The 24,919-nt window shown below is 41.1% G+C and carries 17 protein-coding genes; 4 read left to right on the forward strand and 13 right to left on the reverse strand.

The genetic code is table 11. The features are described 5' to 3' along the window. Positions 1-23 precede the first annotated feature (23 nt). The 3 genes from QF004_RS07815 (at position 24) to QF004_RS07825 (ending at position 5,756) form a co-directional block, all read left to right on the forward strand. Positions 24-1,313 carry a TolC family protein gene (locus tag QF004_RS07815; protein ID WP_307424706.1) on the forward strand — a complete coding sequence of 430 codons (1,290 nt, stop codon included), beginning with the start codon at positions 24-26 and terminating at the stop codon, positions 1,311-1,313. Beyond that, on the forward strand, positions 1,313-2,239 hold the full coding sequence (locus tag QF004_RS07820) for an efflux RND transporter periplasmic adaptor subunit (protein WP_307424709.1): 927 nt from the start codon (positions 1,313-1,315) through the stop codon (positions 2,237-2,239). The genes QF004_RS07815 and QF004_RS07820 overlap by 1 nt, the downstream gene beginning before the upstream one ends. A 460-nt stretch (positions 2,240-2,699) precedes the next feature. Beyond that, entirely contained in the window at positions 2,700-5,756 is a 3,057-nt protein-coding gene (locus tag QF004_RS07825; protein ID WP_307424712.1) for an efflux RND transporter permease subunit, read from the forward strand. Positions 5,757-5,946: 190 nt separating this feature from the next. On the opposite strand, the gene QF004_RS07830 is transcribed toward QF004_RS07825, so the two are convergent. Continuing rightward, positions 5,947-7,047 (reverse strand): Fic family protein, encoded by a 1,101-nt coding sequence (locus QF004_RS07830; RefSeq protein WP_133440168.1) that lies wholly within the window; start codon positions 7,045-7,047, stop codon positions 5,947-5,949. A 29-nt stretch (positions 7,048-7,076) separates the two neighbouring features. Next, on the reverse strand, positions 7,077-7,205 hold the full coding sequence (locus QF004_RS07835) for a hypothetical protein (protein ID WP_307424715.1): 129 nt from the start codon (positions 7,203-7,205) through the stop codon (positions 7,077-7,079). Positions 7,206-7,825: 620 nt separating this feature from the next. Here QF004_RS07835 and QF004_RS07840 point away from each other — a divergent pair. Next, a complete protein-coding gene (locus QF004_RS07840; protein WP_307424717.1) occupies positions 7,826-8,266 on the forward strand; it encodes a PepSY-like domain-containing protein in 441 nt (146 codons plus the stop codon). A gap of 289 nt (positions 8,267-8,555) precedes the next feature. Here QF004_RS07840 and QF004_RS07845 read toward each other — a convergent pair whose 3' ends face one another. The 11 genes from QF004_RS07845 to QF004_RS07895 all read right to left on the reverse strand — a co-directional run bounded on the left by QF004_RS07845 (position 8,556) and on the right by QF004_RS07895 (position 22,985). After that, entirely contained in the window at positions 8,556-9,839 is a 1,284-nt protein-coding gene (locus QF004_RS07845) for an alginate export family protein (RefSeq protein ID WP_307424720.1), read from the reverse strand. 202 nt (positions 9,840-10,041) lie between these two features. Continuing rightward, positions 10,042-10,743: a glycerophosphodiester phosphodiesterase family protein gene (locus QF004_RS07850; RefSeq protein WP_307424722.1), complete on the reverse strand. Its 702-nt coding sequence runs from the start codon at positions 10,741-10,743 to the stop codon at positions 10,042-10,044. Positions 10,744-11,031: 288 nt separating this feature from the next. Then, complete coding sequence (locus tag QF004_RS07855; protein ID WP_307424724.1) at positions 11,032-11,805, reverse strand: glucose 1-dehydrogenase; 774 nt, start codon at positions 11,803-11,805, stop codon at positions 11,032-11,034. 82 nt (positions 11,806-11,887) lie between these two features. Continuing rightward, a complete protein-coding gene (locus QF004_RS07860) occupies positions 11,888-12,601 on the reverse strand; it encodes a 3-ketoacyl-ACP reductase (protein WP_307424726.1) in 714 nt (237 codons plus the stop codon). Between the two features lie 161 nt (positions 12,602-12,762). Continuing rightward, the gene (locus tag QF004_RS07865) at positions 12,763-14,718 is read right to left on the reverse strand and encodes a heavy metal translocating P-type ATPase (RefSeq protein WP_307424729.1); all 1,956 of its coding nucleotides are present in this window, start codon (positions 14,716-14,718) and stop codon (positions 12,763-12,765) included. A gap of 573 nt (positions 14,719-15,291) precedes the next feature. Next, entirely contained in the window at positions 15,292-15,957 is a 666-nt protein-coding gene (locus tag QF004_RS07870; protein ID WP_133440162.1) for a LytTR family DNA-binding domain-containing protein, read from the reverse strand. Further along, complete coding sequence (locus tag QF004_RS07875; protein ID WP_307424734.1) at positions 15,958-17,583, reverse strand: histidine kinase dimerization/phosphoacceptor domain -containing protein; 1,626 nt, start codon at positions 17,581-17,583, stop codon at positions 15,958-15,960. 223 nt (positions 17,584-17,806) lie between these two features. Further along, on the reverse strand, positions 17,807-18,628 hold the full coding sequence (locus QF004_RS07880; protein ID WP_307424737.1) for a DUF3570 domain-containing protein: 822 nt from the start codon (positions 18,626-18,628) through the stop codon (positions 17,807-17,809). A 258-nt stretch (positions 18,629-18,886) separates the two neighbouring features. Continuing rightward, a complete protein-coding gene (locus QF004_RS07885) occupies positions 18,887-20,323 on the reverse strand; it encodes a M17 family metallopeptidase (RefSeq protein WP_307424740.1) in 1,437 nt (478 codons plus the stop codon). A 172-nt stretch (positions 20,324-20,495) separates the two neighbouring features. Beyond that, positions 20,496-21,341 carry a hypothetical protein gene (locus tag QF004_RS07890; protein ID WP_307424742.1) on the reverse strand — a complete coding sequence of 282 codons (846 nt, stop codon included), beginning with the start codon at positions 21,339-21,341 and terminating at the stop codon, positions 20,496-20,498. Between the two features lie 276 nt (positions 21,342-21,617). Further along, entirely contained in the window at positions 21,618-22,985 is a 1,368-nt protein-coding gene (locus QF004_RS07895) for an AraC family transcriptional regulator (protein ID WP_307424745.1), read from the reverse strand. Between the last annotated feature and the right edge of the window lie 1,934 nt (positions 22,986-24,919).

A 24,919-nucleotide genomic window follows, 5' to 3' on the forward strand; every position in this document is an offset into this window, starting at 1 on the left:
ATGTACAGAATTAAACACTAATTTTGATAGATAATTTCCAGATTCTGTTAACCATGGCTTTCCAAAAAAAACTGAAAACAGCAGTGCTCCTGCTTTTGTTTCTGGTACATTCAGGATACCGGGCACAAAGCAAAAATACGCTTTCCTACTATTTAGAAACCGCGCAGCAGACTAATCCGAATTTACAGGATTTAAAAAATCAGATCAGCATTACGGCGATAGACAGCATCAAAATGCAGCGCGAATACGGTTTCAAAGTTATCGGAATTGCGGACGCTTCCTATTCGCCACAAATCAATAACTGGGGCTACGATGGGAATTCCACCATCAACGGAAAGAATCTCGCTCTTTTAGGTAGAGTTTCCCGCGATTTCGTTAGCAAAAAAAACTTTCAGGCAAAACTCAATTCCTTTTCACTGACGGTTCAGCAATTATTAAATCAAAAAAATCTTTCCGCTCTCACGCTGAAAAAAGCGGTTACAGAACAATACCTTTTGGCGTATGAAAGCCAGGAGCAAACGAAAATCGATCAGGAAATCATTCATATTTTTCAACAGGAAGATGTAATTTTAAAGAAACTGACTCAGCAATCCGTCTTCCGGCAAACGGATTACCTGACTTTTAAAGTAACGCAACAGCAAAATGAACTGCTTCAAAAGCAACATTCCGCAGATTTTCAAAATAATTTCGGACTCCTGCAATACCTTTCCGGAAATAATGAAAAACAGTTGCCGGATTTAGAGCCGCCGACTTTTAATAAGAAAATGGAACCCGATTTTGAAGAAAGTATTTATGCCCAAACTTTTCGTACAGACAGTCTGAAACTGGCCAATGACCTGCAATTGATCAATTATAATTACCAGCCGAAAATCTCAGTTTTTGCCGATGGTGGTTACTCTTCAGCTTTAATTCAAACGCCGTACAAAAATTTCGGAATCAGCGCCGGACTTTCTTTAACGGTGCCAATTTACGACGGTCATCAAAGACAGCATTCCCTGGAACAGAAAAAAATAGAACTCGACACGCGGAAAAGTTATACTGCATTTTATCAAAAACAGTTTGAGCAGCAAAAAGCGCAGCTTAAAAACCAAATCCGACAATACCGGGATATGATCAGTCTTGCGAATACACAGATGAAATACGCCCAAACTTTGATTGAAGCCAACCTGAAACAGCTGCCGACCGGCGACGTGAAAATGGTCGATTTTATTTTGGCAATCACCAACTATACAACTTTGAAAATTGGACTTTTGCAATACAGAATGCAGATTTTAAGACTTGAAAATCACTATGAAAATATAATTCTACAATAATGAAATCCCTTCAAATATTTACCATTTTTCTGATTTCGATTTTAATGATTTCTTGCAAGAAAAAGTCGGAAACGGTTGCGCAGGAACCTGTAGTAAACGCTGCAACGCCTGTTTCTGTAGCTTTTCCGACAGATACACTTTCCATTAATAATGACATTTCCATTAATGCAACTGCGACTTATTTATTAAAATCGGATGTAAAAGCGAACGCGACTGGATACATTACCAACGTGAGAATTAATCTGGGCGATGCGGTAAAAAAAGGGCAGTTTTTATTTTCTGTGCAGACCAAAGAATCGCGCGCTTTAGGAAATACCATTAATAAACTGGATCCTTCTTTTCGCTTTTCGGGCGTTACAACGGTGACCTGTCCGGCAACGGGATTCGTCAATGCTCTAAATCACCAGATTGGAGATTATGTGCAGGAAGGTGAAATTTTAGCGGGAATTACCGATTCATCAAGTTTCGGATTGGTGATGAATGTGCCTTATGAATACCATGAAATGCTCATCAATAATAAAAATCTGGAAATTAATTTACCGGACGGAAAAACGGTTTACGGTCATATTGCAAAATTGTTACCAGGTGTTGATCCCATTTCACAAACCGAAAAGGTTTTGGTAAAACCCAACGACAATATTGCTATTCCTGAAAGTTTAATTGTGACCATCCGTCTGAAACGGCAAAACAGCCAGACAGGATTATATGTTCCCAAAAGCGCCGTTTTAACGGATGAAACGCAGACCAAGTTTTGGGTCATGAAATTAAAAAACAAAGATACGGCGGTAAAAGTGGACATTGTAAAAGGCACTGAAAATAACAGTTACGTACAAATTATTTCAGGGAATATCAGTTTAAAAGACCAAATTATCACCTCCGGAAATTACGGTTTAGAAAATAATGCAAAAGTGAAAATTGAGCCGTAAAATGCTAGATAACCACAAAAGGCACAAAAGGTAAAGTTAAAAGCATGATGTTTTAAAGTTCACAAAATTAAAGATGAAGTGGTCTTTAAAAAACAATAAAACAGTACTTTAAGAATGTATCTTTTGTGGTTGATATCTTCGGAATGAAAAAACTAAGTAGAAGTTTTTTGGTCTTTAAAAAGTAAAAAATTTAATCTTTAAAAAATGAAGCTTTGGTGACTTTTATGGTTTATATTTCTCCGGAATGAAAAAACTAAGCACAAGTTTTTTGGTCTTTAAAAAGTGAAAATTTAATCTTTAATAAATGAAGCTTTTGTGACTTTTGTGGTTTATATTTCTCCGGAATGAAAAAACTAAGCACAAGTTTTTTGGTCTTTAAAAAGTAAAAATTTAATCTTTAAAAGATGAAGTTTATGTGACTTTTGTGGTGAAAAAACTTGTAAAAACTAATCAGTTTAAAATGAAAAACTCTTTTTTTGTAAGATATAAAAATCCGCTTTTGGTGATGATTCTGCTTTTTATTTTAGGCGGCGTTTTTTCTTATACCAAAATAAAATCCTCCCTGTTTCCACAGATTACTTTTCCGAAAATAAAAATCATTGCGGAAGCTGGAGAACAGCCGGTCGACCAAATGACCGTTGCGGTGACGCGACCGCTGGAAAATGCCGTGAAACAAATTCCCGATCTGCACCTGCTGAAAAGTACCACAAGTAGAGGAAGCTGTGAAATTTCCGCCTTTATGGACTGGAATGCTAATATCGACCTTAGCCAACAGCAAATTGAGGCAAAAATTAATGAGATTAAAAATCAACTGCCGCCAAACATCAATATCACCGTAGAAAAAATGAATCCGGCCATTTTACCGGTGATGGGCTATTCTTTGAATGCTTCTTCGATTTCGCCCATTGCGCTGAAACAATTGGCACTTTATACCATAAAACCCTTTCTGTCGCAGGTTGACGGCGTGAGCGACATTATAATTATCGGCGGACAGGACAAAGAATTCTGGGCCATTCTCGACCAGGGAAAAATGACGAGATTGGGTTTGAATCCAAAAGACATTGAAACTGCACTGAATGAAACCAACTTCATCAAGTCCAACGGCTTTTCTTCCGATTATAATTTTCTGTATTTAACGCTGACCAATTCCCAAATCCGAAGTCTTGAAGATCTGCAGAATGTGGTCTTAAAAAATGATGGAAATAGAGCGATCTATTTTAAAGATATTGCTAAAATTGAAGTTCACACCGCCAAGCAATTTATCAAAGTCAACGCCAACGGAACTGAAAGTATTTTAATTGCGGTTATACAACAACCCAATGCCAATGTGGTAGATGTTTCTGCAGCGATGGAAACCAAAATTGCCGAATTGCAGAAAACTTTGCCCAAAGAGGTGGTGATAAAACCTTATTACGTGCAGGCCGATTTTGTAAACAGTTCCATCAAAAGTGTCACAGATGCGCTTTGGATCGGACTTTTGCTCGCTATTATCGTCGCCATTTTATTTTTAAAATCCTGGAAAGCAAGTGCCACCATTTTGATCACCATTCCAGTGACGATTTGTTTAACGCTGGTTATTTTATATGCGACCGGTGCGACTTTTAATATTATGACTTTAGGCGCAATTGCGGCGGCAATTGGTCTAATCATCGATGATGCGATTGTCATTGTAGAACAAATTCACCGTACCCACGAAGAATTTCCGGAGGAAAACAGTACCACTTTAGTCCAAAAAGCCGTCAATTATTTATTGAAAGCCATGGTGGGTTCTTCATTGAGTACGATTGTTATTTTTCTGCCTTTTATGCTGATGAGTGGCGTTGCCGGTGCTTATTTCAAAGTTATGACGAATACCATGATCATTACTTTGGTGAGTTCATTTTTCGTCACCTGGCTTTTATTGCCCGTGATTTATTTGTTTTTATCTAAAAAAGGAAAACCCAAAAAAAAAGAAGTTCATCACGAAGTAAAAGAAAGAAAATGGGTAGGCTTTTTCATCCGGAAACCAGTTTTTTCATACGTGTTTATGGCGGTTTTGGTTGTAATTACGGCCTTCATTATTCCGAATATTTCCACCGGATTTTTACCCGATATGGACGAAGGAAGTATTATACTGGACTACAATTCGCCACCCGGAACTTCTTTGGAGGAAACTGACCGCGAGCTTCGGGAAGTGGAAAAAATAATTAAGGCCAATCCACAGGTGGAAGCCTACAGCCGAAGAACCGGAACGCAAATGGGATTTTTCATTACCGAACCCAACCGCGGCGATTATTTAATTAATCTAAAAAAAGACAGAACCCAAACGACAGCAGAAGTTACAGACGATCTCCGACGTAAAATTGAAGCCACGGGTTTACCATTGACCGTTGATTTCGGCCAGGTTATTACCGATATGCTCGGCGATTTAATGAGCAGCGCGCAACCGATTGAGATCAAAATTTTCGGGAATGATGTTCCTACCCTTCAGAAATATTCGCAGCAAATTTCGAAAATTGTGGGAAAAATCCCAGGAACAGCCGATGTTTTTGACGGAATTATCATCGCAGGACCTTCGATTCAGATTACCCCGAATTTTCCTGTTTTAGCGCAATATCAGATTTCGCCTCAGAATTTTCAATACCAGACACAGACGATTTTAAGCGGAAATACGGTCGGCGATTTATTTGATAAAAATCAGTTCACGCCGATCCGGATTCTGTATAATACTCAATCAAACGCGTCACTTCAGGAAATCCAAAACAGCATGATTTCATTACCCAACGGACAACTGAAACCGCTGAAAGAATTTGCAGAAGTCTCTATTTTGGAAGGCACGGCGGAAGTAGAACGCGAAGATCTGCAGAATATGGGCGTGATAACAGCACGTTTGGATAACGGCGATTTGGGCGGAACGATTAAAAAAATTCAAACAGAAATTAACAAAAACATCAAACTTCCGACGGGTTACAGTATTTCTTACGGCGGCGCTTACGCAGAACAGCAAAAATCTTTCAGTGAATTGCTTTTGATTTTATTCGTTTCCTGCTTGCTCGTTTTTACGACCATTTTGTTTCTTTTCAGGAATTTAAAAGTCGCTTTCTTAATATTGTTGGTTTCAGTTTTAGGAATTTCGGGGAGTTTTATTTTATTATTTATAACCGGAACGCCCCTGAATGTCGGCAGTTATACCGGATTGATCATGATGGTCGGAATTATCGGAGAAAATGCCATTTTCACTTATTTGCAGTTTGAAGAAACTTTAGAGAAAAAATCCAAAGAAGATGCTCTGATTTACGCCATCAGTACGAGATTACGTCCAAAATTAATGACGGCTTTAGGGGCCATTATTGCCTTAATGCCTTTGGCTTTGGGAATTGGAACCGGAGCACAAATGCACCAACCGTTGGCGATTGCGGTTATTGGTGGCTTTTCAATTGCGTTGCCTTTGCTGTTAATCGTTTTTCCGACGCTTTTAAATCAATTAAATTTTAAAGAAAAATCTTCAGCTAAAAACGCAGAAACAGAGAGCAATTGAACCGTCAAAAATCAATTAAGAAGTGAAGAAAATTAAAAATAAATACTAAGTAGATAAACTTCCTAAAATAGCTGCTTTCCTTACTTTCTTTCCTCACTGAGGTTCAACACAGGTACAAGAAATCAAAAAACGCTGTAAATACATAGATACCTCTCTTTTGCATTTTAATTGCTGTCGCCGAGCGGTGATTTTATTCCTTCGTATTCAACTGGTAATGGGTGCTCCGTCCGCCGGAACCGGATTTGAGGAGGATGCCTTTTTCAATTAAGTCCGTGATGTCGCGGAGGGCGGTATCGGATGAGCTTTTTGTCAGTTTGGCATATTTGGAGGTGGTGAGATTTCCTTCAAAACCATCCAACAGTTTGGTGATGACCAAATGCTGACGGTCATTGGTGATGGCGGGACTGTTTTTCACCATAAAATCATGCTTTGTGATGACTTTGCTGATGATTCCGTCTGAATTTATAATGGCCTCTTTGAGGCAGTTCAGAAACCAAACCAGCCACTGCGTAATATCCAGACTGCTCTTCTGGGATTTCTCCAGGATTTGATAATATGATTTTTTATCGGCATTGATCTGGGTTGACATGCTGTAAAAGCGCTGGTTTACCCGATCTGCTCTGGAAAGCTGCATATCTGCAATTGCGCGTGCTATTCTACCATTTCCGTCATCGAAAGGGTGTATCGTGACGAACCAGAAATGGGCTACGCCCGCTTTTAACAGGTCATCCATCTTCTGCTCCTCATTGAACCACGTGAGGAAATTCAGCATTTCACTTTCCAGCAGATTAGCTCTCGGAGCTTCAAAGTGTATTTTTTCTTTGCCCATCACTCCGGAAACTACCTGCATCTCCCCTGTCCTCCATTTCGCTACTTCAATTTTATACATGCCGCTTCTTCCGGCGGGAAATAATGCGGAATGCCAGCCAAACAAACGCTCGTCAGTTAGTGATTTATCGTTATTCTGTGTTGCATCCAACATCATTTCAACGATTCCATCAATATGCCGGTCTTTGTTTTCTTTTCCTTTGTAATCCAAACCCAGATGAACTGCAATGGAGGAACGCACGAGTTCAGGATTAAGGAGTTCCCCTTCAATTTCTGATGATTTTACTACATCCTGGATCAGGGTTTCCAGGTTCGCTTCGTTTCTGAGTTCGAAGCCCAAGAGTTCTACTTTCCCCAGGAGTTTACCCTGCAGGTAACGGACTTCTGCCAGCAGGTTGATCAGCTCATCAGGCTGCCAAGAAAAGTGGGGCCATTGCTTCAATTGGTGGATATATACTGCCATCGTTAAGGATTATGCTGTAAATATAGTGATTAATCTCCGTATATTTTGCGGTGATTATGGAGTTTAATCACCGCAACGTGGATGGAGCTGTAAGGAAAGGCGATAAGGATATTCTGTAACCACGCGATAGAATCGCGCGGCAGCAGAAATTGAACCATTAAGAATCAATTAAGGACTTAAGAATATTAAGTTTTCCACCGGAAATTATAATGCGCAAATCTTCATTGACTTTTCAACAGAAATTTTAAAAAACTAAAAAAAAGGAAGAATAACTTTGTGACTTGTGTGGTTGAAAATCTAAAACTATCATTGGAAATTAAACCGTTAAGAATCAATTAAGGAGTTAAGAAAATTAAGTTTTCCACCGGAAATTATAATGCGCAAATCTTCATTGACTTTTCAGCAGAAATTTTAAAAAACTAAAAAGAAGGAAGAATAACTTTGTGACTTGTGTGGTTGAAAATCTAAAACTATCATTGGAAATTGAACCATTAAGAATCAATTAAGAAGTTAAGAAAATTAAGTTTTCCACCGGAAATTATAATGCGCAAACTTCATTGACTTTTCAACAGAAATTTTAAAAAACTAAAAAGAAGGAAGAATAACTTTGTGACTTCGTAGTTAAACAATTCTTAGTATAAGAAAAAAAATGTCGGATATTAATTAAATGTTAAACTTTTTATAAGGAGATAAAAAATCAGATTCTCTACAGATTGGCGGGGCACTTTTGTAGGAGAGATTGAAATACATTCAGTCCGAAAAATAAAAATATTTCAAAATGAAAAAGCCAATCGTAATAATGTCATTTGTTTTAGCACTTGGCGCAGGAACCATCACTGCACAACAAATGAATAAAGGCGGTGAAGTACCGGTAGCGGTGAAGAACGCCTTTAAAAAAGATTTCCCGCAGGTGAAAAAAGTAAAATGGGATGATGAGCACGGAACGTATGAAGCAGAATTTAAACTGAACGGTAAGGAAACTTCTGCCACTTACAATCCAAAAGGCATGAAAGAAGAAACTGAAACTTCTTTGAAAATCAGCGAATTACCGAAAAACATCATCTCTTATGTTGCGGCAAAAAAATATGGTAAAATAAAAGAAGCGGCAAAAATTGTAAAAGCCGACGGTTCTGTAGTTTATGAAGCCGAGGTGAAAAGCGGCGACCTATTGTTTGACCACAATGGAAATTTCCAGAAATTAGTGGTTGAAAAAGACTAAAATTATTCTTAAAGGCAATTCTGTACCGGGATTGCCTTTTATTTTATCATCCGATAAAGGAAATTTCAGATAAAATACGTCAAAAACAAAAGGGATTTAAAACTTCATCAGTTTTAAAGAAAAACAAACGTACTTCGTTTATTGAAGGAATACAACTGGTTATATTTCAATGAATTCAAAATTATTTCACAATTTATATTGATGAATTGGATCTGAGATTCCTTTAAAAAAACAGTGCAATTTTAATGCATTTGACCTGCCGGTGAAAAGCAGTTATCCGTGAAAAAACCTATTTCACTTTAAACCGTGTCATAAAATTAAGACCCAACCAGGTCCAGCTTTGCATTGATTTGGGATCTGCAACGTTTTTAAGATATTTCATCCCGTCGGTCGCAAACATTTGAGAGTGTCCCAGTTGCATGGTGAAAATACTGGCGACTTTGTACGTAAAGACCACATCACCTTCTGTTCCTAAATACCGGGAGTATTCTTTATTATTCGCCACATCATATCCCAATTCCGCATTGCCGGTAAAACCGTGAAGATTGAAAGCTAATGCTGCTTTTGGATTCAACTTGAAATGAGATTTTAGATAAAAATCCTTCAAGCCTACGCTGTTGAAATGATTGCCGACGTAAAAATAATCCATGAAACCGTTAAACTTATGATTTGTTCCGTACAGCGGGCTGAACGAATTATTTTTGGAAACATCTCCGTTATAATCCGTTCCTGAAAGCCATTCGGTACCCAGAATAATATTGGCATTTTGAGTCAGAATAAAATCGACGTTTGCTGAAAACTGATAAGCATTTTTGCTTTGTGCCAAACTATTTTTACCGGTCTGCCAATAAGCAGAACCAAAGAAACCAACGTTTCCGAAGTATTTTTTAGCATTCATTCCGACGGTCAACATATCGTAATGCGTACGGTTCAGATGCTGAACGACATTATTGAGACCGATAAAGGAAAGACTTGCTTTCGGCCACAGATACTGATAATGAAGAATCTGCATTGATTTCGTTCTTTCACCGGAATCTAATATGCTGTAAAATTCTCTGTCCGGCAGATCATTCGCATCGTTGTCGTCATTGTTATAGCTCACCACCGCTTCCAGTTTCGATTGTGGACTGAGGCGGAAAATTCCTTTCGCCGCGTCAAAACTTCTACCCTGCATCTGCCAGTCCAAAGCGCCGAGCAGTCTTTCGTCATCGTAAGAAAGAATTTGGCGGCCAACCTTTAATCCAGTGTTTTTAGTGAACTGATATTTTGCCCAGGCCTCATTCACATTCAGGGTTCCGCTGCGCTGATTGGTCGAGGAAACTTCGCCCCAAACCCTGGCATCCTGCAGGGAAATAAAGAGTTCCAGATCCTTCCAGTAATAATCCACGCCCAGTCGTGCTCTTGAAAAAACATTAGTTTCGGGTTTTTTATTTTCCGGGATTAAAGTTTTATAGCCATTATCGAGTTCAGCGCGGGTTCGGAAATCCAGATTAATTTTCAGACTGTCGGTCTGAGCTTTTGCTGAAAACGTAAAAAAGGACAAGGCACAAAATGTAAAAATCTGTTTCTTCATGATGATGATTTTCAAGGTTGGATTTTTCTTTATTAAGACAAAAAAGTCTTATTTAAACTGATGCGAAATTAATTATAAAGCGGGACACTGTTTCGTGAATACCATCAGAAAAACTGAAATCCTGCGAAAAGTCATTTTTTCAGCATAAAACAGAGAACATTAGCCGAAAACAAATTCTAAACCGGCGCTAACCCTTTCGGTTTTACTTATGGATCAACTGATTGGGAATGTCAGTCGTAACAAAATCAATTCCCTGCATTTTTAGTTTTTCGAATCCTGCAGTATCATTGACCGTCCATGAATTCGTTATTAATCCCAACATTTTAGCCTGCGAAATCCAGCCTGGATTTGTAATAAAAACTGAATAATGATAACTGAAACCGTCAAAACCTCTTTGTTTAATTTCTAAAGGCGAAAGGTCTCCGTTCAGGTATTTTACTTTAAAAGTTGGTTCCTCTTTTTTTAGCTGTTCACAAATATTCAGACTGAATGAAATAAATTCACACTGCGATTCCATTTGAAAAGTTTTAACCATTTGAACGACTTTCTGTACCAGCTCATTTTCCCGAAGTTTGGAATTCATCGGTTTCAGTTCGATGACGAGTTTTAGGGATGGATTTTTTTTCCCTTTCTCTAAAAAATCCTTTAATGTTGGAATGTTCTCACCGTTTTTTAATTTCAATTTCGCCAAATCTGCAAAGCGGGTTTCTGAAATTTCCAGCGCGTCGTAATGTTCGTCATGGTAGATAATCAGCACCCCGTCTTTTGACATCCGAACGTCGAACTCTGTCCCATAAATATTTAATCCCTGAGCATTTTCTAAGGATTGAAGGGAATTTTCTGAAGTTGGAGGTTCTGTCTGCCAATATCCCCGGTGTGCGATGATCTGAGTTGGTGTCTGCATGCGGAACAAATTTAATACTAAAAAACAAAAGCGGGCAAAACCCACTTTTGTTGTACAATAAGAGGTATCCCTCTTTAATCATCATGAAAATTTTTAATCCCGTTGTGAAGGGACAAAGATTTCATTTAAAAGAACCATGAATTACAGCACTGTTTTCTGCATTTCAAAAAAGGCAGCAAAAACAAATAAACGTCCGGCAATTATGCAAGGTTTGTTTGAAATATAAAACAAAGTCATTTGTTTTAAGAATGATCAGAAAGCCATCGAAACAACCTGATCATCCAGTCATTATTCCAAAGTCTGCTCGCCACCACCATTCACAAAAATAGTCTGGCCACTCACCCATTCTGAAATTGGAGAGGCAAAATAAAGCATCGCTCCGGCGATATCATCAGCTGTTCCCAACCGTTTGACCGGCGTGTGCGCCAACATTACTTTTTCTATTTCCGGGGTCAGCACACTTTCCAGAGCAGCGGTTCTCGTCGCTCCCGGACCAACCGCATTGATGCGGACTTCCGGACCAAAATCGTGTGCTAAATTCGCAACCGTATGATTGACGGCAGCTTTAGATCCGCCGTAACCGCTCATATTAGGGCTTTTATTGACGCTGGACATTGAGGTGGTGAATACGATGGATCCGTAACCATCTTTCTTCATGTGCGGAACAACCAACTGGCACAGTCTCCAGCCACTGAAAACGTTGAGCTCATAGTCTCTTTTGATATCTTCCACCGATATTTTAAATGGATTTTCACGTCCGCCACCGCCGCCACCTGCGTTGTTGATCAGGATGTGTACGCCGCCTAATTCTTTCACCGTCGTTTCCACCAGATGCACCAAATCTTCATCTTTGAGAACATTACAGGAAACCGCAATAGCCTTGACGCCCAAAGCTTCTATTTCTTTAGCCGTCTTTTGGGCATCTTCAAGATTAAAATCGCCAATCGAAATATTGGCGCCGTGTTGGGCCAAAATCATGGCCGTTGCTTTTCCGATGCCGTTTGCGCCACCGGTAACGATTGCGGTTTTTCCTTTTAAATTAAATAAATCAGAGGGATTCATAATTTCTTTTTTTAGGATGATTTCTTAGGAATTTCTTCAAAAAATTTCAGTTAAATTCTTGAGGTGAACCGAGTTTTCAATCTTAAGGATTCGTAGAGAAAATAGAACCGTTGGCAATGAGTGCTCTTCTGTTCATTTTTAAAATATCACGAACCCATTCTGCAAAATCTTCCGGCTGCAAAACCGTTTCTGGATTTCCGTCGGTCAGCCCACCCTGAATCGACATATCGGAGGCGATGGTACTTGGCGTCAACGTAATCACGCGGATATTCTGTTTTCTCCATTCTGCCATCATCGATTGTGATAAAGATACGACTGCTGCTTTTGAAGCGGCATATGCCGACATATTCGGTCCGCCTTTCAAACCGGCAGTTGACGCTACATTCACAATATCGCCCGCTCCTTTTTCTTTCAGGAATGGGTACACCGCTTTTGCTGCATAATACACACCGAAAAGGTTGGTTTTAATGACCTGCTCCCAGGTTTCAGACGGCATTTCTGCAATACTTCCAAAGTCTCCAATTCCTGCATTGTTGATAAGAATATCGATTCCGCCTAAATCTTTTGCAAGATCTGCTATTCCTTTTTGAACTGCAGTTTCTTTGTCCATACTGAATATCGAATAAGAAGCCTGAACACCTAAACCTTTCAATTCTTCAACGGTTGTTTTTAGGTTTTCTTCATTTCTTCCGGTAATTCCGATGTTCACTCCTTCTTTCGCTAATATTAAAGCCACGGCTTTGCCTAGACCTCTACCACCACCGGTAACGATGGCGTTTTTTCCTTTTAAATTCATTTCAATCATTTTTTGATGCTACAAATTTAAGGAATACGACTTTATTTAAGCAGTGATCACTTCCACTTAACTTTTATTAACACGTTGGTTAGTCGTAGTAGACTGCAATTTTTTAGTCCAGAACAACATTAAAAATCACTGAAGAGAATCACTGTAAAAAGTTAAAAAGTCATTCTCTGAATACGCACGGCATTTAAAATCGCCAGCAAAGCAACGCCGACATCAGCAAAAACAGCTTCCCACATCGTCGCTAAACCACCTGCACCGAGAACCAAAACCACGGCTTTTACCGCAAAGGCTAAACCGATATTCTGCCACACAATTTTTTTCGTTTGTTTTCCAATATTGATCGCCATGGGAATTTTGCTGGGTTGATCGTCCTGAATCACAATATCTGCAGTTTCAATCGTGGCATCACTTCCAAGTCCACCCATGGCAATTCCGACATCGCTCAGCGCGACAACCGGCGCATCATTGACGCCATCGCCGACGAAAGCGACACTTTGTTTCAGCGCTTTAATTTCTTTGAGTTTATTCACTTTATCCTCCGGAAGCAAGTCTCCGAAAGCATCTGCGATTCCTAATTGTGCTGCGACCTCTTTTACCACAGCGGTTTTGTCGCCACTCAGCATGGTCGTTTTCACGCCTAAAGCTTTTAACTTTTGAATGGTTAACAGTGCATCTTCTTTGATGACATCGGCAATGGTAAGATAACCCACGAATTTTTGATCATAGGCAATCGCAACAAGGGTATAAACAATATTGGCGTGATTGAAGTCGTACGGAATACTGAACTGATCCAACAGTTTGAAATTCCCCACCAACAGTTCTTTTCCTTTGATGGTGGCTTTTAAACCCTGACCTGCAATTTCTTCTACATTTTCCAAAAGGATCGAATGATCGGATTCGCCCACAAAATCATGAATCGCAGTGGCGATCGGATGTGTACTTTGACTTTCCAAAGCATTGACCATACTTAAAATTTCTTCCTGATTAAATTCCGGTTGAAAATGAACTTCCTGCACTTTGAAAACCCCTTCTGTCATGGTACCGGTTTTATCCATCACCACGTTTTGAATATTGGCAAGGAGATCTAAAAAATTACTGCCTTTAATTAAAATTCCGTTTCTGCTTCCAGCCCCGATTCCTCCGAAATAACCAAGTGGAATGGAGATCACCAAAGCACACGGACAGGAAATCACCAAGAAAACAAGCGCTCTGTAAAGCCAGTCCCGAAATACATAATCAGCGACGAAAAAGTAAGGTAAAAGCGTAATTCCAAGCGCGAGAAAAACAACGATCGGCGTATAAACTTTCGCAAATTTGCGGATGAATAATTCGGTAGGAGCTTTCTGCGCGGTGGCATTCTGCACCATTTCCAGGATCTTACTCAACTTGCTGTCTTCGTAAGCGGCGGTTACTTTGATCTGACTTACCGTGTTGAGGTTGATCATTCCGGCCAGGACTTTTTCCCCTTTTATTTTGGTAGCAGGTTTACTTTCACCTGTCAAAGCTGCGGTGTTAAAGGAGGCTTTTTCGGAAAGTAATTCGCCATCCAGACCTAATTTTTCCCCGGATTTCAATTGAATAATTTCACCGATATTGACTTTTCCAGCTTTAACGGTTTGAGGTTTACCCGACGTGATTACCGTCACCTCATCGGGTCTTTGATCGAGTAAGGCTTTAATATTGGATTTCGCCTTGGTTACTGCCATAGCCTGAAAAATTTCACCCACGGAATAAAAAAGCATTACGGCAACACCTTCCGGATATTCACCGATCGAAAAAGCACCCACCGTTGCGATTCCCATTAAGAAAAATTCCGAAAAAACAACGCCATGAATGATGCTTTGAAAAGCTTCTTTTAAGACCGGAAATCCGACAGGAATATAGGCGATAAGATACCAAACCAGGCGAATCCAGCCGGAAAACCAATCCGGTTTCAGCCAGTAATCGAACGTAATTCCGAGAAGCAAAAAGACGAAAGAAAGGATCGCCGGAAGAAAAAGCTGAAAGACCGTTTTATCGCCCGTATCATGCGAGTGATCGTGATCGTGGCCTTCGTGTTCCGGGTGAGTCGGTTGTTTTTTCGGTTGTGTACTGCAGCATTCCTCCATATCTAATTATTTTATTGCAAAAGTAGCAGTATAGCAAATGCAATGCTATTGCAAACTTTCGAGGCAATTTTCGCAGATTCTTTCAGCAAAATGCCGAACCTCCGCAATTCTGAACATTGCGGGAAACGTTTGCATAAAAGAGATTTCTGCGCTGCACATCGGCTGTTCGCAGATTTTTCAGTAGATATATGGATTATTAAAAAAAAGGAGCGGAAACCATGGTTTCCGCTCCTTTTCATCATTTGTGTTGCTTCTTGTGAAAAGTATATTCCACTCCTCTTCATCATTGGTGTTATACGGTAAAAAGAAATCGGTCGCCTGAAAAAGCGGTTTCGCGATACACCGTTCAGCTCCTGGTATTGATGCTCCGGAAAAGCGGTTTCTTTTTGTATGTTCAGTTTCAGAAAATGAATTCCTCCAAACATTAACTCGGTGAACACAGGAATTTTTTCTTTTCCATCCTTGTTCTTTTGTTTGGTGGTGCAAAAGTAAAAATTACCGCTTAACGGACACAATTACTGGGACGAAATGCAGAACTTTATAGGCCGAACAGCAGAATCCCCCGTTAAACACTTACGGGATGACGAAATTCTTTCTAAAATTGCGCGACAGAGGCAGAACGGTCTCCTGAACAGCCACCTCATCCGACGAAATCCGGTTGACATATTGGCTGTTGACGACAACAGAACGGTGAATCTGCTTAAAGAAAACGGGCAGTTCTTTACAGAATTCAGACAGTGTATTTCTGATCGTGATCTTGCGGTCGCCGACCATCATGATATCGAGATAGTTCCGGTCCGCTTTCACGTACAGCATATCTTCGAAAACCAGCTTCACATCGTGGTAACCGTCTTTCACAAAGATATAGTGCTTCTTCTTTTTGTTGGTGGCAATTTTCAGCGCCGTCAAGAGTTCGATCTTACGGATCGGCTTCGTAAGATACGACTCGGGTGATGTCGCCAGTGCTTTTTCGATCGTCGCACCGTCGCTTTGCCCCGTAATGAAAATGACGGCCGCGTCTTCATTTTTTTGCTGACTCAGCGTGATTCCTTCAAACCCGCCTTCAAGATTAAGGTCCATTAAAATGAGGTCTGGTTGTACCTGCTGCATTTTGTCGCGGGCCTCTGCTGCAGTATGCGCCATAAACACCGACCGATACCCCGATTCTTCGAGGAGGTCTCTGATGAAATCTGCGATGAGAATTTCGTCTTCTACGATAAGGATGTTGAGATGCTGCATTTAAATGTTCATGTCAAAATTAATTTGGAACCCATTGGTGGTGTCAAGTTGGTACTGCACGCGGAGTTGGCGGCAGAGTTTATCCACCAGCTGAAGTTTCGGGATTTCCGCGGTTCCTTTTCCGTTGTCCGCGTAACAGAAAGAGAGCCCATTGTCGGTGGACGTGATGAGCAGTGCAATATTTTTATGGTCCTCCTGCGTGAAAGCGTGTTTCAGCGAATTCATGCACAGTTCGGTGACGAGCAACCCGAAATACATCGCCTGCATTTCGGGGAGCACGGTATGCGCCACCTCGAAGCGGTTCGTGATGCCGTTCGCCTCAAAAAGCACCTCCGCATTCTTCCAGATGTCCTTTAGATACGCATGGAGGTCGAGGCTTTTGCCAGTGGCGTTTTGATACAGATGCCGGTGCAGAACACCCAGAGAATCGATATTTGCCGTAATCCTGCGGCGGCTGAACGCATCAAGAGCCGGATTTTTCTTAAGCTCATTCTGAATAAGGATGCTGATGAGCTGCAGGTTGTTATTGATGCGGTGATGGGTTTCCGACACGAGAAGTTCATTTTCCTCAGAGGCCAGCCGCAGTGCGGTATTTTTCTTGCGGATGAGGCGCGTGTTGTACAGCAGAACGCCTGCAAGTAACACCGCCGCAAGCATCATGAGCAGAATAAAATACCGGATGAGCTCCTGCCTTTTCAGTTCTTCTTCTTTCAGCAGCAGCAGTTTGTGGTTATCGTCTATCTGATTCTGTTTCTCAGCGAGCCGGAACTTTTTTTCGTACTCCAGTACTTTTTGGTCGTGCAGTTTGTTGTAGAAATCTTCCGTAAGGTCGAGCCGAATTCTAAGGTATTTATGGGCGTTGCGGTAGTCGTTTATTTTAGAATAGGCCACCTGCAGGTTGTCAGCGAACAGCAGCTGGTTAAAGCTTTTTTTATTTTTTTTCGCAAACTCGAACGCCTCCAGGGAAGTTCTGATAGATTTGCTGTACTCCTCATTCAGATTAAGGTTCCGGCACAGATTGACGAGTGCATCGCACTGCAGCTGCACATTGCCGTCCTTTTGAGCAAGCGCCACCACTTCGGCCGACAGTTTTATCGCCTGTGCATAGTCGTGCTTGCGTACATAAATACCTGAAATCTCCATCAGCGACTGCATCAATACGTCGCGGTCTCCCGTTTTATGCGCAAGGATCATTGCCTTTTCGGAATAGATGAGGGCACTGTCGGGCTTTTGGTGGTATTCAGAAAAAAGCGCGGCTTTGCGGCTGTAGAATTTCATCAGGTACGCATCGGGGATTTTTTCCCTTTTCAGCAGGTCTTCGCACAGTTTCAGGTACTCTTCGGCATCGCGGTACAGCCGTTGATACCGGTACAGTTCGGCAATCCCTGTGTAGGTAAGAAAGATTCCGGGGGTTGCCTTTTGCGTTTTAAACAGCTGCAGGGCGCTACGGTACGCCGCGAGCGCTCGGGCATATTGCTGTTCCTGTTTGTACGTACTTCCGAGCTGTAGATAGGCCAAGCCTTTTTCTGTAGCATTTGCTGATTTTTTAATCCCGGCATTCAGTATCAGAATGGCGGAATCGATTTTATTTTTCTTGATAAGATCGCGTGAATAATTCAGATCCATGCTGTATTGCGCACTCAACTGCGGCGCCGCACATACACAAAGGAACACCGCACCTAAGACAGAAAAAAGAAAATATGGTTTTGTCATTGTAATTACTGGTCTGCAACGGCCACATCTGCGGCGGTCACTGAGAAAATGGCTGTTGATAATACGCTCAAATATAAGGGAATTTTATTTTATCTCATAAAAACCTCGTGTGGAGGAAGTGACGAGGAATTCATCTTCACTTATATCGAAAACAAAAAGGCAACAAAGCATAAACCTTCTTTTGGAGTGGAATAAATGACCCACGAGATTTTGGGGTACCGGTTTGTGAGTAGAATCTGTAAAAAGGACTTACCGAAGCAAAAGGCGAAATTTTCACCGGGGTTTCGATACTCACCGTGTTCGATTTTAATCCCCAGTCATCGGTATAATACCGGTAAGAGGTTCTTAAAATAATTTGATCTCCCAGGAAACAATTGGCTCTCATGCCCACCGGAATCTTAAACCGCTTATCAGGTAAATTTTCCTGATGAACAGAGCCGTCTGTAAAATAAACACGGTGAAAAGGCAAGCTTAAAAATCCTGTTTGCTGCACCTTGTCTGCTAACAATTCAACCTGAAAATTCTTATTGATGATTTGCGAATAAGACAGCAAAAGCACAAAGGTATTTCTACCGCTATTTCCATAATGCTCATGGTCTCTACCTCCTGTATTTCCGGAGCGCAACTCAATTGCGGTTACTAATATCACCTGATCCAGACATGCCAGAAACCTGGCGAAGAACTCTCCCATCCTATTGGGTGTTTTTTGTGCAATACCAATATTGGCACCGATCGACTGGTAATCAAATTCTGCAGAAAAAGAAACGCCCCCCATTATTGTACTTCCTTTGGCTTCATTCTCGCGGCTCCATCCCAGTGAAGGATAAATTCTGGTATCTGCATGAGAAGCGGATGAATTGGCTTTCAGATCAATCATATCCAAAAATGCAGAAGTATAATGATCAATTACGGACGCAAGGGCGTCTGACTTGGTCGAATCTTTGATTTCATTGAGCAAAGGCAAGCAGAATAAAAGCTTTGTGCCTTTGTGGTTTAAAAAAACTTAAAGATGCAGTGCTTACTTTAATATATTTTAACCCATCAGTCCTATTAGTTTTAAATGCTTTCATTAAAAAAAGAGCACATGAGCTGGAAAATTTTTGATTTTCCAGTTCATGTGCTCTACTGCTTTCTTATGATCATCAACTTATTTGTTAAAAATAGAAATACTTATCAATTTAACAGGCATTAACGGGCAGCTAACATCGTTTAATTCTTACTGACATTTAGTTTTAATAAACTGATACAATAACCGCACGGCAACGCCCGTACCACCGCTTTGTCGGTAGCCTTTTGCGTCATTGACGAACGATGCTCCGGCGATATCCAAATGGATCCACGGGTAATCGGTAAAATGTTCCAGGAATTTTCCGGCGGTTGTCGCGCCACCGATGGGTCCTCCAATATTTTTCAAATCGGCGATATCCGATTTCAGCAGTTCTTCGAATTCTGTCCAGAACGGCAGCTGGATCAGTCTTTCGTAAGTCTCTTCCCCGGACACTTTCAATTGTTCCATGAAATCCTGGTTATTTCCTGCCATTGCAATTCCGAATGACCCTGTGATCGCAACCGAAGCGCCGGTCAAGGTCGCCATATCAACCACCAATTCAGGATCAAAACGTTTTGCATAGGTTAAGGCATCAGCCAAAACCAGACGTCCTTCGGCATCGGTATTCTGTACTTCTACGGTGGTGCCGTCCATCATGGTGATGATATCATCGACGACCAAAGCGTCAGAAGAGATTTTATTGTCGGTCGCAGACACCAAACCGATGATCCGGTACGGTAATTTATTCGCGGCGGCGGCAGAAATAATTCCCAAAACTGCGGCACCACCAGCCATATCCGATTTCATGGAGGTCATATTGCCGCCCACTTTGATGGAATATCCACCGGTATCAAAAGTGACTCCTTTTCCTACTAAAACCAAAGGTTTTTCATTCACCGCATTTTCCGGCTTGTAATGAAAAACAGTGAAGGTAGGAGGTACAGAAGATCCTCTGTTGACGGCCAAAATTCCGCCCATGCCTAATTTTTCGATTTCTTCTTTCCCAAGTATTTCGGTTTGAAAACCAAATTTCTTGCCCGCTTCTGTGGCGTATTCGGAGAATCTCAGCGCATCCATAAACTGAGGCGGTTCATTCACCATGGTTTTGGTTAATGATACGGCTTCTGCAATTTTCTGTAATTCGGTCAGCGACTTTTTATCGATAAAGTGCGAAGAACAGGAAATTTTAATCTCAAAAGCTGTTTTTTCTTTTTTATATTTAGAAAAACTGTAACTGCTCAAAAGCAAACCCTCTAAAAAAGCAAACCGTTGAAGTTCAGTCAAACCGCTAACCTCATCAATATTCACTTCTTTGCTGTTCACCTCTTTCAAAGCCTGAAAAACTGAAGCGCCTGCAAGTCTTAGACTTTCCAGATCAGTCTTTGGAAGCGTAATCAGGAATTGCTGCACCTCGCCGTTAGTGATGATTACTTTGTTCTTCTTTTTTTCAAAGGCGTCTTTAACCGATTCAGCAACCGATTTTGGATATTGATTTGACACCTCATCAGTTTGACTGACAATAAGGTGTACCGGACTGCTTTCCGCAGCCAGATGATCTTTTTTAGCGTACGATACTAACGTTGCATTTAAATAATGTTCTGTCATTTTTTATTTTTTATTTTATTTTTTAAAGGTGGTGAATTGATTGTTCACCATTTTCGTGATTGCTTTTTGATGAATTCCCCATAAACTGCCGGTGAAGAATCTACAGCGCACGTTCCGGGCATGTCCCGGCCGGAAATTACTTTACCGACTGAGAAGCTCTTCCCTCCAACCACTATAATCTGCCTGATAACTGCTCGAGCTGCCGAACGATATCTCTCGGATGTGCGCCTTGTTGTAAAGAATCCGCTGCAATTTTGAAGGCCAAAATCTCCGCTCCCAGTTCTTTTCCTTTGTCCTGAATCATTTGGATGAGTTCATTCATTTCTATCTGATAACCCAGCATCATGAAAGACGAAAGCATTTTTTCGGCAATTTCGGTATCGGTTTCACCGAAGGCTTTTCCGGCGATGAGGGGTAATAGAAATTCCCCTTCGACAAAAACTGCATCTCCCTCCGGGAAATCCTGGACAAACTGCGGAAAATTGAATCTTGTTTTTGCACTTGCAAGAATAAAATCTTCTATCAGATCCAGCTCTTCATCAGAGAGATGACTGAATTCATCCTGATCATCTTCATCTTCATCTTCATCTTCATCTTCATCTTCATCCTCATCCTCATCGTAGAGATCTTCATCATCTTCAAAACCGTCTTCTTCTCCGGAAAACAAACTGTCATCCTCTTCATCATCTCCGTCTCGGTCTGAATGATCCTCTTTAGGATCTGCGTTTGACTTTGACTGGATTTTTTTCATCTCCTGCTGAACCAATTTGTAAAATTCATCGAAACGGAATTCATATTTTTCATCGAGTTCCCTGAGTTCTTCTTCCACCTCTTCCAAAAACTCAGCGTCTTCTTCAAAGATCTCCTCTTCCGTGGCGACGTCGCGGAGCCAGATTTTATCCCGTTGCAGCATGCTGAAAACGCGAAAAATAACTGCTTCTGCCTGTTTGCGGTCCTCATCTTCGATGAGAATATCAAAAGCAGAAAGGTTTTCGAGGTAAAAGTTTTTATCGATCATTATAGCAGAATTTGTTGGTTAAAATTGAAGTGCAGTTAAACTGGAATTAATAAAAGACCCTTGAAAGCGATTTTTTTAAACCTCCATTTAATGCAGCGAAATTTACGAAAACTTTCGCAGGTGATTGGAATGATCAGGTGATTTTGCTACTTAACACGAGCCAAACGCCCCCTCAATAAATACATAAGAGATTGTTATTAAAGCACTTCAAAGAGGTAACGAACCGCTGTTATTTTAAATACAGTTGCAAACCCCTTGAAGGAATGCCAGCGGGTTTCAGGAAGTACCCTCATTCCCGCCCATTTCTCCGGCAAACTTCTCTCGGCACTGCTTCTGGTACTGCGACAGCGGCATGCCATAAATGATGTAAAAAAGATGCCGCATGTTCGAAGGCGAGGCAATTCCACATAAAGCACACAACTGTTCAGCCGACCGATTCGCTACTGCAGGATCTTCAGCCATCTTCCCGGCAATATAGGCAATGCGCAACTCTGCGAGATAGCGGCTGATACTCATTCCTTTTTCGCTGTTAAGATACCGCGACAGATAATTGGCATTGACGCCTGCCTCCTGTGCCACCTTTTTAAGGCTAAGGTTCGGTGCTAAAAACGCTTTGTCTTCTTCAAATTTCCGGAGGTTATTCCGGATGGTTTGGCGGATTTCTGGGGTCAGGGCAGGTGTTCTCTTTGGTGCTTTAGGTTCCGTTTCCAAATCTTCCGTGCTGAGGATGCCACCTGCCAAGAGTACGACCGGCGGTTTTTCCAGATAATCATCAAGAAGGTAGCCTGCCAAAATAAGTGAAATAAATATAACGCCAAAAAGGACTGTCCGATACCGGTCAGCAGTATTTTGATGATCATCCGTGATGCTGGCCAATCGGAACCGTGCGTACAGGTGATGCCAGTCTTCGTGGTTCACCGTTTCAGCCGCTCTTAATGCATCCATATAAGAAGTAAGATCGCGGAAGTTTAACCTTTGACCGGCTTCACGGATAAGGTAATGGTAGCCGTGCTGCAGTTCAGGAAATATAAAATGGTGGCGCTGAAAAACCGAATCCATCTTTTTAAAATAGCTCACCCCTTCATCTTTGCGGTTTTGCATCACAGCGTTATTGCCTTTGTAATAATAAATTACGGAGACCCAGGCAAAATCTTTTGCTTTGATCAGTTCCGGCAACGCACGGTCGAGTTCCCCAATACTTGCCTTATAATTTCCTTTGTTGTATTCAGAAATACCTCTGGATTTTAAAAAGCAGCTTCTGATCACCGCGAATTCACGGCCTTCAGGAATTTCCTTGAGCACTGCTTCAATGAGGCGGTCCGCGCTCGCATGCTTATCCGTTTGCTGGTAGATGTTCACGAGCTCGTGCAGACTGTCATAATAATTTTTGCGAAGGTGTTGCAGCCGTTGACCTGGCTGCTCCTTGTGAAGTTCTTTCCTGAAAAAGGCAGCACACCTTTTAAGATTGTCGGTAGCCTCCTGATGCAAACCCATGTAACCCTTCACGACCCCAAATTGATACAGCAGCCTGTACTGAAGATAAGGATCACCGCTGATTTTGGCATAATCTGCCGCTTTCAGGTAATCCTCCATTGCAGCCTGGTAGTTTCTGTAATGAGCGTACGTCACAATTCCTCTGCTCATATAGGCCTCCCCAATCAGATCACTGCGGCCGCTGCGGTGCGCAATGGCGATGGCACTGTCGGCATACTTCAGCTTTAAGTGTACGGTGGGGTGAAATTTCAGGGCATCAAGATAGGCATAGGTAAGCTGCGCAGAATTCTTTTCCTCTTTTGTCAGCGTGATCAGGAGTCCTATAAAGGGAATTGCCGCCGGATCACCGTGCTCCATCTGCTGATACTGCTTTCGGATCTGCTGATAGGTTACATTGTCCTCGCACTGCGCAACGAAGGGTTCCGCAGTGAAGAGCAGGAGCAATATAAACAGTCTGAGCGAAAGCATGTTAGCTTCATTTTATAGGAATATTTTATCAAAATTAAGTTTTTTTATGATATGGCGCAAGTGAATGATGATATTATGAGGGAATTGTGTGCAAAGGGTGCTGTAAGATGGATTACGCGCTCACTTTTTCAAAGTTTCTAAGGCGGTAACAGGATGCTTTGACAAAGTTTTTGAATAGGAATCGGCGATCAGCCTGAGGGTTGATTCTAAAATATTCTTTTTACTTTTTGTCTTGACACAAAAAGTAACAAAAAAGTCAAGACTGGATCTTTTTGCCTCATTCCTTTTCCTATTTTTAATGGAATCGGCGAACCTCCTTCATCGGTTTGCTAAAAAATGAAGATTTCTTCTTAGAAATTGACTCCCTGTGGTCGTCGAACCATTTCGTTAGGTTTCCACAAAATTTATCTCGTCTTTAAGACAAGATTTGTTATCGATTAAAGTTATTTGCCGCCCTCGAACAGTGGGGATTATTTTTACTTTTTGTCTTGACACAAAAAGTAACAAAAAAGTCAAGACTGGATCTTTTTGCTAAAAAATAAAGATTTCTTCCAAGAAAATCCCCGAAATTTATCTCGTCCCTAAGACGAGACTCGCGCGGAAACAAAGTACCGCTTCGAAACCGAGATGATGGCCGCGCTTCGGACAAAGGGGATTTTTAGACGGTATGTTCTTTTAAAAACGTGGATGGGAAGAAATCTTCATTTTTCTTAACGCAAAAATCTCCTAAGTCGGGATTATTTTTAAGAAAGTGGTTTTGGTTTGGAACTTTATCAAAGTAGCGCGCAACTACTTTGTCAAAGTTTTAAAGCGGTATCAGAATACTTTGACAAAGTTTTTGAGGATAGGAATCGGCGATCAGCTGAGCGTGGACTGTTAAAGGTTTTAAGTTCTTTTGCCTTGATGCAAAAGAACCAAAAAATCAAGACTGGATCTTTTCGCTAAAAAATGAAGATTTCTTCCAAGAAATTGACTCCCTGTGGTCGTCGAACCACTTCGTTAGGTTTCCCCGAAATTTATCTCGTCCCTAAGACGAGACTCGGGCGGAAACAAGATTTGTTATCGATTAAAATTATTTGCCGCCCTCGAACAGTGGGGATTATTTTTACTTTTTGTCTTGAAACAAAAAGTAACAAAAAAGTCAAGACTGGATCTTTTTGCCTCATTCCTTTTTATGTTTTTGATGGAATCGGCGAACCTCCTTCGTCGGTTTGCTAAAAAATGAAGATTTCTTCTTAGAAAATCCCCGAACTTGCACGGGAACAAAATATCGCTGTGAAACCGAGATTATGGCCGTGCTTCGGACAAAGGGGATTTTTAGGTGGTATGTTCGTTTAAAAACTGGATGGGAAGAAATCTCAATTTTTCTTAACGCAAAAATCTCCTAAGTCATTTTAATTTCGTTTTTACATCTTAGTTTCGTTGAAAAATCTCCTAAGTCGATAGAATTTCCCTTTTTAATTGAATCTTCGATTTCAAGATCTCATTTTTTTTGCCTCATTCCTTTTCTTGTTTTTAATGGAACTGGCGGATCTGTGGAATCCGTGGAATCTGTGAGCCATTTTCAGTTAAGAAAATGAAGCATCAGGTTTTTAATTGAGCAATGAGTTAATTGG

The sequence above is a fragment of the Chryseobacterium sp. MDT2-18 genome (assembly GCF_030815285.1).
In the GTDB taxonomy this organism is placed as follows: domain Bacteria; phylum Bacteroidota; class Bacteroidia; order Flavobacteriales; family Weeksellaceae; genus Kaistella; species Kaistella salivictor.

Excerpts from the sequence above, each read along its gene's own strand:
- QF004_RS07840 (WP_307424717.1), top strand. The coding sequence starts at position 7,826 with ATGAAAAAGCCAATCGTAATAATGTCATTTGTTTTAGCACTTGGCGCA.
- QF004_RS07860 (WP_307424726.1), bottom strand. The coding sequence starts at position 12,601 with ATGAATTTAAAAGGAAAAAACGCCATCGTTACCGGTGGTGGTAGAGGT.
- QF004_RS07870 (WP_133440162.1), bottom strand. The coding sequence starts at position 15,957 with ATGCAGCATCTCAACATCCTTATCGTAGAAGACGAAATTCTCATCGCA.
- QF004_RS07855 (WP_307424724.1), bottom strand. The coding sequence starts at position 11,805 with ATGAATCCCTCTGATTTATTTAATTTAAAAGGAAAAACCGCAATCGTT.
- QF004_RS07850 (WP_307424722.1), bottom strand. The coding sequence starts at position 10,743 with ATGCAGACACCAACTCAGATCATCGCACACCGGGGATATTGGCAGACA.
- QF004_RS07825 (WP_307424712.1), top strand. The coding sequence starts at position 2,700 with ATGAAAAACTCTTTTTTTGTAAGATATAAAAATCCGCTTTTGGTGATG.
- QF004_RS07845 (WP_307424720.1), bottom strand. The coding sequence starts at position 9,839 with ATGAAGAAACAGATTTTTACATTTTGTGCCTTGTCCTTTTTTACGTTT.
- QF004_RS07895 (WP_307424745.1), bottom strand. The coding sequence starts at position 22,985 with ATGAGCAGAGGAATTGTGACGTACGCTCATTACAGAAACTACCAGGCT.
- QF004_RS07820 (WP_307424709.1), top strand. The coding sequence starts at position 1,313 with ATGAAATCCCTTCAAATATTTACCATTTTTCTGATTTCGATTTTAATG.
- QF004_RS07875 (WP_307424734.1), bottom strand. The coding sequence starts at position 17,583 with ATGGATCTGAATTATTCACGCGATCTTATCAAGAAAAATAAAATCGAT.
- QF004_RS07835 (WP_307424715.1), bottom strand. The coding sequence starts at position 7,205 with ATGGTTCAATTTCTGCTGCCGCGCGATTCTATCGCGTGGTTACAGAAT.
- QF004_RS07865 (WP_307424729.1), bottom strand. The coding sequence starts at position 14,718 with ATGGAGGAATGCTGCAGTACACAACCGAAAAAACAACCGACTCACCCG.
- QF004_RS07885 (WP_307424740.1), bottom strand. The coding sequence starts at position 20,323 with ATGACAGAACATTATTTAAATGCAACGTTAGTATCGTACGCTAAAAAA.
- QF004_RS07830 (WP_133440168.1), bottom strand. The coding sequence starts at position 7,047 with ATGGCAGTATATATCCACCAATTGAAGCAATGGCCCCACTTTTCTTGG.
- QF004_RS07890 (WP_307424742.1), bottom strand. The coding sequence starts at position 21,341 with ATGATCGATAAAAACTTTTACCTCGAAAACCTTTCTGCTTTTGATATT.